This is a genomic window from Streptosporangium sp. NPDC048886 (assembly GCF_055586905.1).
In genome coordinates this window covers 84,106-97,192 of sequence record NZ_JBVJHH010000008.1, presented here as the reverse complement: position 1 = coordinate 97,192, position 13,087 = coordinate 84,106, and the positions used below count along the sequence as shown (strand labels likewise).

General features: G+C 70.1%; 13 protein-coding genes and 1 pseudogene. 10 read left to right on the top strand and 4 right to left on the bottom strand.

The features are described from left to right. Positions 1 to 115 precede the first annotated feature (115 nt). Complete coding sequence (locus ACZ6R6_RS11915; RefSeq protein WP_470092525.1) at positions 116 to 1,192, top strand: glycoside hydrolase family 18 protein; 1,077 nt, start codon at positions 116 to 118, stop codon at positions 1,190 to 1,192. A 64-nt stretch (positions 1,193 to 1,256) separates the two neighbouring features. Continuing rightward, positions 1,257 to 2,003: a Clp protease N-terminal domain-containing protein gene (locus ACZ6R6_RS11910; RefSeq protein WP_470092523.1), complete on the top strand. Its 747-nt coding sequence runs from the start codon at positions 1,257 to 1,259 to the stop codon at positions 2,001 to 2,003. Between the two features lie 74 nt (positions 2,004 to 2,077). On the opposite strand, the gene ACZ6R6_RS11905 is transcribed toward ACZ6R6_RS11910, so the two are convergent. Continuing rightward, on the bottom strand, positions 2,078 to 2,278 hold the full coding sequence (locus tag ACZ6R6_RS11905; RefSeq protein ID WP_470092521.1) for a hypothetical protein: 201 nt from the start codon (positions 2,276 to 2,278) through the stop codon (positions 2,078 to 2,080). Between the two features lie 461 nt (positions 2,279 to 2,739). Between ACZ6R6_RS11905 and ACZ6R6_RS11900 the strand changes: the two genes are divergently transcribed. Next, positions 2,740 to 5,679, top strand: coding sequence for an AfsR/SARP family transcriptional regulator (locus tag ACZ6R6_RS11900; RefSeq protein WP_470092519.1), 2,940 nt, complete (start codon positions 2,740 to 2,742; stop codon positions 5,677 to 5,679). Here the strand turns inward: ACZ6R6_RS11900 and ACZ6R6_RS11895 are convergent. From ACZ6R6_RS11895 to ACZ6R6_RS11885, 3 genes are all read right to left on the bottom strand, one after another. Further along, positions 5,613 to 6,542, bottom strand: coding sequence for a DMT family transporter (locus tag ACZ6R6_RS11895; RefSeq protein ID WP_470092517.1), 930 nt, complete (start codon positions 6,540 to 6,542; stop codon positions 5,613 to 5,615). The two genes, ACZ6R6_RS11900 and ACZ6R6_RS11895, sit on opposite strands and share 67 nt — an antisense overlap. A 281-nt stretch (positions 6,543 to 6,823) precedes the next feature. After that, the gene (locus tag ACZ6R6_RS11890; RefSeq protein WP_470092515.1) at positions 6,824 to 7,363 is read right to left on the bottom strand and encodes a carboxymuconolactone decarboxylase family protein; all 540 of its coding nucleotides are present in this window, start codon (positions 7,361 to 7,363) and stop codon (positions 6,824 to 6,826) included. A gap of 289 nt (positions 7,364 to 7,652) precedes the next feature. Continuing rightward, a complete protein-coding gene (locus ACZ6R6_RS11885; protein WP_470092513.1) occupies positions 7,653 to 7,940 on the bottom strand; it encodes an AfsR/SARP family transcriptional regulator in 288 nt (95 codons plus the stop codon). 93 nt (positions 7,941 to 8,033) lie between these two features. Between ACZ6R6_RS11885 and ACZ6R6_RS11880 the strand changes: the two genes are divergently transcribed. The 7 genes and pseudogenes from ACZ6R6_RS11880 to ACZ6R6_RS11850 all read left to right on the top strand — a co-directional run bounded on the left by ACZ6R6_RS11880 (position 8,034) and on the right by ACZ6R6_RS11850 (position 12,984). Next, a complete protein-coding gene (locus ACZ6R6_RS11880; protein ID WP_470092511.1) occupies positions 8,034 to 8,597 on the top strand; it encodes an NADPH-dependent FMN reductase in 564 nt (187 codons plus the stop codon). Then, on the top strand, positions 8,594 to 9,730 hold the full coding sequence (locus tag ACZ6R6_RS11875) for an MFS transporter (RefSeq protein ID WP_470092509.1): 1,137 nt from the start codon (positions 8,594 to 8,596) through the stop codon (positions 9,728 to 9,730). The genes ACZ6R6_RS11880 and ACZ6R6_RS11875 overlap by 4 nt, the downstream gene beginning before the upstream one ends. After that, the gene (locus ACZ6R6_RS11870; protein WP_470092507.1) at positions 9,727 to 10,350 is read left to right on the top strand and encodes an HD domain-containing protein; all 624 of its coding nucleotides are present in this window, start codon (positions 9,727 to 9,729) and stop codon (positions 10,348 to 10,350) included. Before ACZ6R6_RS11875 ends, ACZ6R6_RS11870 begins: the two co-directional genes overlap by 4 nt. A gap of 2 nt (positions 10,351 to 10,352) precedes the next feature. Next, a pseudogene (locus ACZ6R6_RS11865) lies at positions 10,353 to 11,494 on the top strand (alpha/beta fold hydrolase). After that, a complete protein-coding gene (locus tag ACZ6R6_RS11860; protein WP_470092506.1) occupies positions 11,409 to 11,831 on the top strand; it encodes a nuclear transport factor 2 family protein in 423 nt (140 codons plus the stop codon). The pseudogene ACZ6R6_RS11865 and the gene ACZ6R6_RS11860 overlap by 86 nt, the downstream one beginning before the upstream one ends. Next, entirely contained in the window at positions 11,828 to 12,424 is a 597-nt protein-coding gene (locus tag ACZ6R6_RS11855) for a pyridoxamine 5'-phosphate oxidase family protein (RefSeq protein ID WP_470092504.1), read from the top strand. Before ACZ6R6_RS11860 ends, ACZ6R6_RS11855 begins: the two co-directional genes overlap by 4 nt. Continuing rightward, complete coding sequence (locus ACZ6R6_RS11850) at positions 12,421 to 12,984, top strand: CGNR zinc finger domain-containing protein (RefSeq protein ID WP_470092502.1); 564 nt, start codon at positions 12,421 to 12,423, stop codon at positions 12,982 to 12,984. The genes ACZ6R6_RS11855 and ACZ6R6_RS11850 overlap by 4 nt, the downstream gene beginning before the upstream one ends. Positions 12,985 to 13,087 lie beyond the last annotated feature (103 nt).

The following is a 13,087-nucleotide window of genomic DNA, read 5'->3' as shown; positions in this document are numbered from 1 at the left end:
CCGCAGAAAGCCCGCGCGGCGGCGGGGCGCTTGCTAGCGTTCAGACTTCCGGTCCGCTCTGTAGCGGCTCATGCACCCAAAGCGACGGATCGACGCCGTGGAGAAGGTGGAACCCATGCCGGTGGCGACAGACCGCTCCACCGCTCGCCGGACCCGCGAGCCGGGCACCCCTCCCCGATCGCTGGTCGCGCTCGCGGCGGCCGCGCTCGTCACCGGGACCGGCTTCGCCGTCTGGCTCCTGCCGGCCGGGAGCGATGGGCCGCCGACGGCCGGGCAGGCCCCCCACCCCAAGGTCGGCCCTCCCCGGCTGACCACCCTGCCCGCGGCCGACCAGGCCCCCGGAGCGCCCCTCTCCCCGCGCGCCTCCGTCCGCCCGTCGGGCTACGTGCCGTTCGTCGACACCGGCGACGGGCCGCTCTCCAACCTGACCAGGACCGCCCGGCAGGGCGGCGTCCGCTGGTTCACCCTCGGCCACCTCACCGCCGGACCGGACGGCTGCACGGCCGAGTGGGCCGGCGGCCGGCAGCGGCCCGGCAGCCCGGTCGCCGGCCGCCTGGGCCGCCTGCGCGCGGCCGGCGGCGACGCGGGTCTGGCCTTCGGCGGCCCGGCCGGCCGCGAGCTGGCCGCCGCCTGCACCGACCCCGGCCGCCTCGTCGCCGCCTACCGCCGGGCGGTCGCCGCCTTCGGGGCCACCTACGTCGACTTCGAGGTCCGGGACCCGGGTGACGGCGAGAGCGTGCTGCGCCGCGCGGGCGCGATCGCGGCCCTCCAGCGGGAGGCCGCCGCGCGGGGCCGCCCGCTCACCGTGAGCTTCACCCTGCCGGTGTCCGGGACGGGCCTGACGCCAGGCGACCAGACGATGCTCCGCTCCACCCGGGAGGCCGGCGCCGAGATCTCCGCCGTCAACCTCCTCGCCCCGCTCCAGGCCGCCTCCGGCGGCCGGTCGGACCTGCGCGCCGTCGCCGCGGCCGTCCGCGCCGCCCACCCCCAGGTCGCCGGCTCCCTCGCCGAGCCCACCGCCTGGCACAGGATCGCCCTCACCCCGGTCCTGACCGGCTCCCAGGACCTCACCGCGGCCGACGCCCGCAAGCTGACCGCCTTCACCGCCCGCAACGGCCTGGCCTGGCTCTCCACCCGGGGCGCCGCCCCCACCTCCGAGGTCGCCCGGCTCCTCGCGGCCACCTCTCCCTAGACAGCTACCCCCAGCGGGGTTATAACTGGGTTATAACCCTTTACTAACCCTACAAGGGGGCGTGATGCCGAAGATCAACGTCTATCTGCCCGACGACCTGGCCGAGGCGGTGAGAGAGGCGGGCGTGCCGGTCTCGGCCATCTGCCAGCGCGCCCTGGAGCAGGCCGTACGGCGGGTCACCGCCATCCGGGAGACGGCGCTGGGCAGCCCCGACCTCGACGACCCGGCGGCCCGCCTGACCCACTTCACCGAGCGGGCCCGCACCGCGGTCAAGCTCGCGGTGGAGCGGGCGCGCGCCGAGGGGACGGCCGAGGTCGGCACCGAGCATCTGCTGGGCGGCATGCTGGCCGAGGGGAGCAACCTGGCCCTGCACATCCTGCGCGCCATGGAGATCGACCCCGACCACGTACGGCGCGAGCTGGAGCGGCCGGCCACCGGCGCGCCCTCCGCCGCGCCGGGCGACTCCCCGCTCCAGTTCAGCAGGTCCGCGGCGGGGGCCCTGGAACTGGCCGTCGTCGACGCGACCGGCATGGGGCACAACTACGTCGGCTGCGAGCACCTGCTCCTCGGGCTGATCGCCGAGCCCGAGGGGGCCGGCGGCCGGATCCTGCGGAGCCTGGGCGCCGAACCTCGGCTGACCCGCCGCACCGTCGCCGCCGCCCTGGCCGGTTACGTCCACCTCCGGGCGCAGACACAGGCCGCCGGCGCCCCGGCCGACTCGGCCGCGGCCCTGTCCGCCGCCATCCGCCAGGAACTGGGGCCGGTCCTCCAGCGGCTGGACCGGCTGGAGGCGCGACTGGGCGAGGAGTGAGCCGGCCCCAGTCGGCGCCGTTGACCAGCAGGGCCACGCACTCCACGTGATTGGTCATCGGGACCACGTCGAATTCACGTCGCCACAGGTCGGAGTGAGGTAACCGGCTCACGATCGCTCTCTGTGCGCTCCTGGTGCGCGTTGATCTTTAACCATGCCTCCTTCATCGGCATCGTCACCTCGGCATGGATAACTTCGTTCTGCGCCGCGACCGGCATCCACGCGGTTTCAGTGTGCGGCGCGCCTCGCCGCACCGGTGGCTGGGGCTCGCCCATCACACCTGTCGAAGCTCAGGGGATGTACACCTCGCAGTAGAAGCCCGGCAGACAAGGGCCACCCCCGCGGAACCAGTGACAGTAGACGAGCCCGGTGTACTGACCGTTCCGCGCGGCGTCCTCTGGCCCAGCGCCCCAATGCCGGGCCCCCTGACCAAGAGCGACCTCGCTCGTCGCAACCAAGATCCTTCTCAACGCCAACGGCTGTCCGCCGGTTCCTCATCCCCGTATTCCGACTGTCCCCTTTAGCGCCTGCCCGGGCGCGCCTCGTCGAGCAAGGATATAAGTAGGCAATCTACATGTTGTCAAGCCTGGACATGGTCATCTCTCCTCAGTCTAATTGTTGTAGCATGTTTTAACCATTAGAAAATATTCCGGTCGAAGGGAGCCGAGTCCGAGCATGCGGGTGGCCGTTGATAGGTTCCCCACGCGATCGCCATGGATTGCCCCATGGAGGTCCTATGAGGTCGGCGCCCTGCGGAGGAATGATGAACGTGCGGTTCGCGGTGCTCGGCCCGGTGACGGTGTCGGCGGCCGGCCGCCCTGTGCCGGCCGCCGCGCCGCGGCGTCAGGCGGTCCTGGCCTACCTGCTGCTGCACCCCAGGACGGTGATCAGCGCGGACAGGCTCATCGGCGCCATGTGGGGAATGACTCCGCCCGACACGGCTCGCGCCCAGCTCCAGTCCGCGATCGCGGCGATCCGCCAGGTGCTGCGGACGGCCGGCGCCGGGGAGATCCTGCAGACCAGAACAGCCGGATACATCCTGCTCACCGAGCCCGACCAGGTGGACCTGGAGGTGTTCACCCGCCAGGTCGCCGCCCCCGACGCCGACGCGGAGCAGCTGCGCGCCGCGCTGGCACTGTGGCAGGGCGAACCGCTGGCCGGTTTGACCGCCGACTACGTCGACCAGGCCAGGACGCGACTGCAACAGCGGCGGCTGGCCGTCGTCGAACGGCTGGTCGAGCTGGAGCTGACCATGGGCCGCCATGCGGAGCTTGTCGACACGCTGACCGCCGAACTGGCCGAGCACCCCCTGCGGGAACGGCTCTGCGGCCAGCTCGTGCTGGCGCTGTACCGGAGCGGCCTGCAAACCGACGCGCTGAACGTCGCCCGAAGCTTCCGGGAACGGCTGGCCGATCAACAGGGACTCGACCCCAGCCGGTCCTTTCTGGCTCTGGAGCAGTCGATTCTGCGTGCCGACCCGAGCCTGAGCCCACCTGCCCGGCAAGCGCCGGAGCCGGTCGCCTTGGCCGAGCCGGCGACTCGGCGGCCGGCCTCGTTCCTGCCCATGGACATCCCGGACTTCGCCGGGCGACCCGGTGAACTCGACTGGATCATCGACTCGCTGTCTGAGAACGGCGGGATCGTGACGATCGACGGCATGGCCGGGATCGGCAAGACCACCCTGGCCGTCCGCGCCGCGCACCGGCTCGCCGAGCACTACCCCGACGGGCAACTCTTCATCGACCTGCACGCCCACACCGTCGGCCAGGCGCGAGTCGAACCGGACGCTGTGCTGGAGACCTTGCTGCGCCAGCTCGGCATCCCCCCGGAGCGCCTACCGGCGGGCACCGTGGAGCTGTCCGCGCTCTGGCGGGCAGAGCTGACCCATCGCCGCCTGCTCGTCGTGGTCGACAACGCGGGCGACGCCGATCACGTGCGTCCGCTGCTCTCCGGTGCCTCCCGCAGCCTGGTCCTGGTGACCAGCCGTCGGCGGATGGTCGATCTGGACGGTGCCCACACGCTGTCGCTGGAGGTGCTGCCCGCCGAGGACGCCAGCGCGCTGTTCATCTCGATCGTGGGTGAGCGGGCGCTGGCCGAACCCATCAGCGTGCTGGACGTGCTGCAGTTGTGCGGGTTCCTGCCACTGGCCGTACGGATCGCCGCCGCCCGCCTGCGCCACCGCCCGCGGTGGACGGTGACCTACCTCGCCGATCGGCTCCGCGACCAACGCCGCCGGCTGGCCGAGCTGTCCACCGCCGAGCGAGGCGTCGCAGCCGCGTTCACCCTGTCCTACCAGCAGCTGAACCCAGACCAGCAGCGCATGTTCCGGCTGCTGGGCCTGCACCCAGGCATCGACGCCGACGTGCATGCCGCGGCGCTGCTCGCCGACCTGCCACCGGAGCGGGGCGAGGAGATCCTGGAAGACCTGCTGGACACCCACATGCTGATGCAACACGAGATCGGCCGCTACACCTTCCACGATCTCCTTCGCGAGCAAGCCCGCAGGACCGTCGCCGATGAGGAGAGCACCGAGACGCGGAACACGGCCCTGATCCGGCTACTCAACCACTACCTGCACACTGCGGCCGCCGCCATGGATCTGCTCTACCCGGACGGGCGCCACCATCGGCCGCGTTTCGCTGAGCCGAAGGAGCTGCCCTTCGCCGACCCGGCGGGAGCGACGGCCTGGCTGGACGCGGAGCGGGCCAATCTGATCCGTGCCGGTGTCCACGCCGCTGACGCCGACTGGCCCGTGCACGCGGTGGGCATTGCTCAGACCTTTCATCGCTTTCTGGTCGAACGCACGCATTATGGGGATGCCTTGACCATCAATGCGGCGGCGGCACGGGCCAGCCGTCGCCTCGGCGACGTATCCGCAGAAGGTCTCGCGTTCAGCTACCTCGGGGACGTCCACTGGCCGCAGGGAGACTATGCCGAAGCCGATGAGTGCTTCACGCGGGCCGTGGAACGCTTCCGGGAGGCCGGCGACCAGAGCGGCGAGGCCAATGCGCTGAACAACCTCGCCGGCATCCACATGTCGCTCGGTGACTACGAGCGCGCCCGCTCCTCCTACACCCGGTGTCTGGAGGTCTACCACCGGTACGGCGAGCGCGTCGGCGAGGCCGTCGCGCTGAGCAACCTGGGCCTCCTGGAAGTGGAGCTTGGCAACTACCACCAGGCCCTTGAGTACCTTCAGGAGGCTTTGGCCATCGCCCGCAACGTGGGATACCTGGCACTGGAGGCCCACTGCATGGCCTGCCTGGGGGGTGCGTACCAGGGGATGGGGGACTTCCGGCGGGCCCTCGACCACTACGGTCAGGCCCTCGAGGTCTATCGCGACCTCGGCAACCGCTACCGAGAGTCCGAGGTGCTCAGCCAACTCGGCGAAACCGTTCGCACCATGGGCGACCCCGCCCAGGCCGCGACCGACCTCCAAGCAGCCCTGACCATCGCCGACGAGATCGCCAACCGCCCCCGCCAGGCCGCGGCCCACCACGGCCTGGCGCGGGCGCATCGCGACCTAGGCCAAGACGATCTTGCGCGCACGCATGCCGCGCGGGCCCTGGATCTGTTCGCCGACCTCGGTGTACCGGACGCCCAACAGGACCATCATCCCGGGCATCGTGCGTTCTCGATTTGCGGGGCGGTCATATCGGTCGAAGGGGCATCCCGCTGATGGCGCGAGCCGTACAGGACGCCCAGCACGACCACGGCGCAGCCGGCGAGTTGGAGCCCTGACGGGCGCTCACCGAGGAACACCGCGGAGATGCTGACAGTCGCCATCGGCTGGACGAGCAGCAGCAGCGCGGTGAGAGCCGCGGGCTGCCTGGGCAGCGAGTAGGTGATCAGCATCCAGCCGAGCACCTGCGGGCCGAGCGCGAGTAGGAGCAACCAGCCGTGTGCTTGCCAGTTCGGCATCAGGTCGGCGCCGCCGAAGAGCGGGCTGAGCAGCGCTATGGCGGCCACGGCGACGAGCGTGCTGTGCGCGAGCGGGCCGGCCGTACGGCGTGGCTCGCCGGAGACAGCGCGCATGAGCAGCAGGTAGACGGCGTAGGCGATCGAGGTCGCCAGCCCGAACACGACGCCGAGCAGCGGGTTGGCCCCGTAGGCTGCGCTGTCGAAGACACCTGAGATGAGCATGACGCCGCCGAAGACCACCGGCGTGGCCATCATCAGTGGACGCGGGGGCCTTTCGCTGAAGACGACCCAAGCGCCGAACGCCACCAGGAACACCTGGAGGTTCCCCAGCACCGTGGCCAGTCCGGCGCCCACGTAGGCGATGGCGTGGTGCCAGAAGAGCAGGTCGAGCGCGAACATCGTACCCGCGCCCCAGGCGAGGTAGCGCGCTCTGGACGGCATCGGTCCCAGCTTGCGCCACTCCAGCCAGGCCAGCGCCAGCAGCGGAGGCACCGCGTACAAGCAGCGGAACAACGCAGAAGTGGCGGGCGATACCCCCGAGAGCCGGACGAGAGGCGCCGACGTCGAGATGACGAGAGCCCCTAGAACCGCGATCAGTACGAAACGGCGATGTGCACTCATGGCGGCCTCAGAACGTCGTAGGAGAGAAGGGTCGAACTGTTTTGTCGATGGCCTGCTGCGGGCTGTCCGCGATCACGAGAGTCGTGGCGCGTAGTCGTCGGCGATCTTCATGAGGTCGTTCGTGGTGCTCGCCGGGGGTGAACACATCCCGGCAGATCGCCCGATCCTGCCCTGCTCGGATCGACCGTCACCGTGCGGGCGCTGAAGCTCCCGGATTGCATGTGCGCTCCGTTCTTGCGATACGGCTCGCGTCGTCTGGCGCGAGCCGTACAGGTCCTCTGTCAGGCGGTGTGGCGAACGAGCGGCCAGTCGACGGTCACGCGGCCGGCCTTGTTGAGGTAGTTGGTGAAGACGTTGAGCGCCACATTCGCGACGACCTCGGCGATCTCACCTTCGGACAGGTATTCGCCGGCCTCGGCCAGTTCGGCATCGGTGACACTGCCCTGGCCGCGGACCAGCGCGAGGGCCAGGGTGAGAGCCGCGGCGGCCTGGGCGTCATCGGCCTGGCCTTTGCGGGCGGCGGCGGCCTGGTCCTGGCTCAACCCGGCCAGCTTGGTGCCGATGTAGGTGTGGGCCGACAGGCAGTAGTCACACCCGTTCTCCTGGGCGACCAGGATCGCGATGCGCTCGCGGACGGCTGCGCCCAGGCTGCCGCCGCCCAGGGCGCCGGAGAACTCCAGGTAGCCCTTGAGCACGGCGGGACTGTTGACCATCGCCTTGGTCATGTTCGGGACGAGGCCAAGGGCCTTCTGTACGGCGGCCAGCAGCTCGGCGGCCTGGCCGGTGGCGGAGTCTGGCTGGATCAGGGTAAGTCCTGACATGTTCCCGTCTCGCATTCTTTTCGAGTGGTTCGGTACTGAGCCAGATCATGCGAGAGCGGGTTGATAGATCCCCCATGCATTCGCCATCGACAGCCCCATAGGGCCGAGGTCGCGCACTGGCCGCGGCCGGCTCCGGTGTGGCGATCACAAGTGCAGCGTCGCCGACAGGCCGCGTTCCGGGAGCGTTCGTGTGCCCGCGCCGCACACCGTCCGAAGAAGCTGTTAAGGCCGCCTCCCCGCGTAACCTGCGGATCCTGAACGTTCACCCTACGGATGAGGATTCCTGGGGCTACGACTTCGCCACCTGGGCGGTGAACTCCTCCGGGTCGAACTGGTGCGGCTCCGGGCGGATCAGGTAGCCGCCCGCGTGGGTCTCCAGTGTCTGTCCGGCTCTCGCCGCCCGCAGGGCCCGGCGGACGGCGGCGATCGAGCTGTGGATCTGCGCCCGCGCGCTGTCCGGCGGGGTGAGCCCCCACAGGGCGTCGATGAGCTGCTCGGCGCTGAGGACGGTGCGCGCGTGCGGCAGGAGGTGGGCCAGGATCGCCCGGTGCCGCGGAGCTGCTCCGGGAAGGGTCACCGGCCCGAGGACGGTGAAGTGCGCTCGCCCCTATCCAGTCGTGCATAGCGATGGGATAGGGAATGCATCAACCGCGCCTTCCACGCTCTTCACGTGACCAACCTGAAGATTCTCGCGATCTCCGGCAGCCTCCGTGCCGCCTCCCACAACACCTTCCTCCTGCGTGCTGCCCAGAAGGTCAACCTTGGCGGCCTGGACATCGAGATCTACGACAGCCTGCGGGACATTCCGCCCTATGACCTGGATCTCGACACCCCGCAGGACCGGCCCCCGATCGTGCGGGATCTGCGGCGGCGTATCAGCGAGGCCGACGGGCTGCTGATCGCCACGCCCGAGTTCAACTACTCCATACCCGGCACGTTGAAGAACGCCATCGACTGGGTCAGCACCGACTGGACCAAGACCGAAGGCCTGCCGCTCCTGCACAAGCCGATCGCCATCATGGGCGCCGCGCCCACCAACTTCGGGTCGGTGCGCGCCCAGCTGGCCCTGCGCCAGGTGTTCCTGTGGACCCACTCCGACGTCGTGGTCAAGCCCGAGGTGATCGCCTTCCGCTCCGGTGAGCGGTTCGACGCGGACGGCAACCTGCTCGACGATGCCACGGCCGACCTCGTCGCGGCTCTGCTCACCGCGCTCAAAGAGAAGATCCTCCGATGATCCGCACGGCGAACGCGGCTCTGGCCGCGATGACGGTGTCCTTCGGGCTCAACTTCTCCATGGGTGTCTTCTTCGCGCCGACTGCTGCCGCCTACGGGATCAGCGCCACGGCGCTGGCCCTGGCCGCGGCGCTCAGCACCGCGCTCACCGGGCTGGTGCAGTGGCGCATCGGCGCCCTGCTCGACCGGGTCGGCGCCAGGGCGGTGCTGGCGGTGGGGTTGATCCTGACCTCGGGGAGCTACCTCGTCCTGTCGGTGGTCCACGAGACGTGGGAGTTCGTCGCCGCCTACATGGTGCTCGGCGGGCTCGGGTTCGCCGCCTCCTCCAGCCTCACCATCACCACCCTGATCTCCCGTTCGTACGGCAGCGAGGCCGGGCCCGCGCTCGCCCGGGCGGCGATCGGCATCAACCTGGGCCAGGTGCTCGCTCCGTGGGCGGCCACCTCGCTGTTCGAGCCGGTCGGTGTCCGGGCCACCTACGTGCTCCTGGGCACGGTGGGCCTGGTCGTCACCGCCGTCCTGTGGACGCAGTTGCCCGACGACCGGGTGGAGACCCCGAGGTCCGCGCGCGGTGAGTCGCTGGCCGGGCGGGTCAAGGTGCTGGCCTCCTTCGGCCTGCACGCGGCGACCATGTACGTGGTCGTCCTCATGCTGCCCAAGCACGCCGTCGAGGCCGGCTGGTCGGTCGCCGGCACCGGCCGGCTGGTCGCGCTCGCCGCGGTGTCGGCGGGCCTCACCTCGGCGCTGGTCTCGCGCCTGCTGCGCCGTCACAGCCCAGAGACGCTGCTGCGTTTCCTGTACGGCGTGCGCGCCCTGTCCCTGGCGCTCGCCGTCCTCGTCCCCGGCCCGGAGGCGCTGGTGGCGGTCGCGGTGCTGTTCGGCGCCGCCTCCTTCCCGATGATCCCGCTGACCATGGCGGTCCTGTCACGCGGGCTCGACCGCGCCAGGATCGGCCAGACCCTGGCCCCCGCCTGGGTCACGCACCAGCTGGCCGCCGCGGCCGGGCTGGGCGTGGCGGCGATCGTCCACACCCTGACCGACAGCTACCGCGGCTACTTCGCGCTGGGCCTGGCCTTCAGCGTCGCAGCAGCCGTACTGCTCACTCCGACCAGAAAGCCGGTGACCGTCTCATGACGCTGCCCGTCGTTCCCGACACGAAGCTCGTGGCCGAGGCCACCGACCTGGTACGGCAGGCCGCCTCGCCGCTGATCTACCACCACTCCCGCCGCGTCTACTTCTGGGGAGCGCTACGCGGCCAGCGCGAAAACCTGCGGTACGACCCGGAAATCCTCTACGTGGGCGCGCTCTTCCACGACCTCGGCCTGGTGCCCGAGTTTCGCACGGCCCGGCGCTTCGAGATCGACGGCGCCGACGAGGCGCGCAGATTCCTGCTCTCGCACGGCATCGCCGAAGACGTGGCGCGACTGGCCTGGACCGGGATCGCGCTGCACACCACCCCCGAGGTCCCCCTGCACATGGCGCCCGAGATCGCGTTGGTGACCACGGGTGTCGAGCTGGACGTGCTCGGCCTCGGCTACCACGAGATCACCGAGGAGCAGCGCGCCGCCGTGGTCGCGCAGCACCCGCGCCCCGACTTCAAGCGCCAGATCCTCGCCGCGTTCACCGACGGCGTCAAGGACCGTCCCGACACCACGTTCGGCAACGTCAAGGCCGACGTGCTCGCCCATTTCGTCCCCGGCTTCCGCCGCGGTGACTTCGTCGAGGTCATCCAGACCTCACCTTGGAAGGAATAGTCATGACCGTTACGCACCGCACCGTCGAGATCCAGGGCCAGAAGATCTTCTACCGGGAGGCGGGCGATCCGGCGAACCCGAGGCTGGTCCGGCTGCACGGCTTCCCGACCAGCTCGGCCATGTTCCGCAACCTGATCCCCGCGCTGGCCGACTCCTACCACCTCATCGCCCCCGACCACCTCGGCTTCGGCCAGTCGGCCGCCCCCTCCGTCGAGGAGTTCGATACATCTTCGACACGCTGACCGAGATCACCCTGGAGCTGCTCGACACCCTCGGCATCGACCAGTTCGCCCTCTACATCCAGGACTACGGCGCCCCGATCGGCCTGCGCATCGCCTCCCGCACCCCCGAACGGATCACCGCGCTCATCACCCAGAGCGGCAACGCCTACCTGGAGGGCTTCACCCCGTGCTGGGAGGTGCTGTTCGCCCACGCCTCCGACCGCGTCACGCACGAGCCCGCCGTAAGGACGCTGCTGGAAGCGGACGCGACCCGCTGGCGGTACACCCATGGCGTCCCGGCCGACAGGCTGGAGTTGATCAGTCCGGACACCTGGACCCTGGACCAGGCCTACCTGGACCGGCCCGGCAACAAGGAGATCCAGCTCCAGCTCTTCTACGACTACAAGGCGAACCTCGACGGCTACCCGGCCTTCCAGGAGTACTTCCGCGCCCACCAGCCGCCGACCCTGATCACCTGGGGGCAGAACGATGAGATCTTCGGCGCCGACGGCGCCAAGGCTTACCTGCGCGACCTGCCCGAGGCCGAGCTCCACCTGCTGGACGCCGGCCACTTCGCGCTGGAGACCCACGGCGCCGAGATCGCCGACCTGATCCGCGACTTCCTCGGACGAAAGGACGTCGAGGCCCACTTTCCGACCACCTCTAAGCAACACCCGTGTCTCGTCTCTCCTCGATCCAGTCGCAGGACGCCACTGGCAAGGTCGCCGACACCGAGATTGACCGGCCGGTTGCCCGCCACCGATCCCGTTTGGAGTCCGGTACGGCAAGCGCGGTCGCCTGCCGTACCGGCACCACCTCTTCGCAAGGAGCATCCTCATGTCCCGTCCGCCGCTTCCCCCCTTCACCGCCGAGACGGCCGCGCAGAAAGTCCAGCTGGCCGAGCACGCTTGGAACACCCGTAACCCCGAGCGGGTCGCCCTGGCTTACACCCCCGACTCGGTCTGGCGCAACCGTGACGAATTCCTCAACGGTCGTGAAGAGATCAGGACCTTCCTGACTCGCAAGTGGGCCAAGGAGAACGGCTACGCCCTGCGCAAGCAACTGTGGGCCTTCACTGAGAACCGCATCGCCGTCCGCTTCCAGTACGAGTGGCACGACGACAACGGCCAATGGTGGCGCTCGCATGGCAACGAGTTGTGGGAGTTCACCCCCGACGGGCTGATGGCCCGCCGCGAGGCCAGCGTCAACGACGTCCCCATCGACGAGAAGGACCGCGTCATCTTCGGACCACGATCATGAGCAGGTTCGCCCAGCTCGCCTTCACCAACGGCGTCCTGGCCCACCAGAAGGCGCACGGCAGCGAACGCGCCTACCGCCGCATGCTCAACGGCTCCGTCGAGGCCGACCGACTGGGACCCGACGAGCGCGCCTTCATCGCCGAGTGCGACAGCTTCTACCTGGCCACCGTCGGCGAGACCGGCTGGCCGTACATTCAGCACCGCGGCGGCCCGCGCGGGTTCCTGAAGGTGCTGGATGACCAGACGCTCGGCTTCGCGGACTTCCGCGGCAACCGGCAGTACATCACTCGCGGCAACCTCGACCACGACGACCGCGTCTCGCTGTTCCTCATGGACTACGCCAACCAGGCACGGCTCAAGCTGCTCGGCCGCGCCCGGGTGGTGGAGGATGACCATTCGCTGGTGGTCGCGGACTACCCTGCCAAGGTGGAGCGCGCCGTCATCATCCAGGTCGAGGGGTCCGACTGGAACTGCCCCAAGCACATCCCCCAGCTGTTCTCTCGCGACGTCGTCGAGCACGCCCTCGGCCACCTGCAGGAACGGATAGCCGAGCTCGAACGGGAGAACGCCCGGCTGCGCGGAGCCTCGTCATGAGCGCACCGGTGATGGGCGAACCGCTGCCCATCGAACTGGCCAACGCCACCTACGCCGTGCGCGGCCGGCTCCAGGACGGCCTGCGGACCGTCGTGGAGCTGGCCGCCTGGCTGGAGGCGGTCCGCGGACGGCTCGCGCTCCCGCTGCCCGACTCCATCGAGCCCACGACCGCCGACCTGGCCGGGGCGCGCGAGCTCCGCGACGGCATCCGCGCCCTGGCCACCGCCGCGACCGCCGGCTCCCCGCCCGAACCGGACGCGGTCGAGGCCGTCAACAAGCACGTCCGCGCCGCTCCCCACTGGCGCGAACTGAGCTGGGACCCGGCACCCACCGCGCACTCGCACAGCTCAGCGCCGGTCGTGCCCGCTGCGTTGTCCGCCATCGCCCAGCAGGCCGTCGACCTGTTCACCGGACCCGAACTGGCCAACCTGCGCGCCTGCCACGCGCCCGGCTGTGTGCTCTTCTTCGTCAAGGATCACCATCGCCGCGAATGGTGCTCCGCCGCCTGCGGCAACCGCGCCCGCGCCGCCCGCCACTACAGCCAGGCGCGCGCTAAGTAGCCGAGATCGGCCAGGACGGCGCGGATGTCCTCTGAGGGCGGCCGAGTCGGGCCGGTCACGCCAGGCGAAGGCCGACACCTCCTCCTCCTGGATCGACACCTCG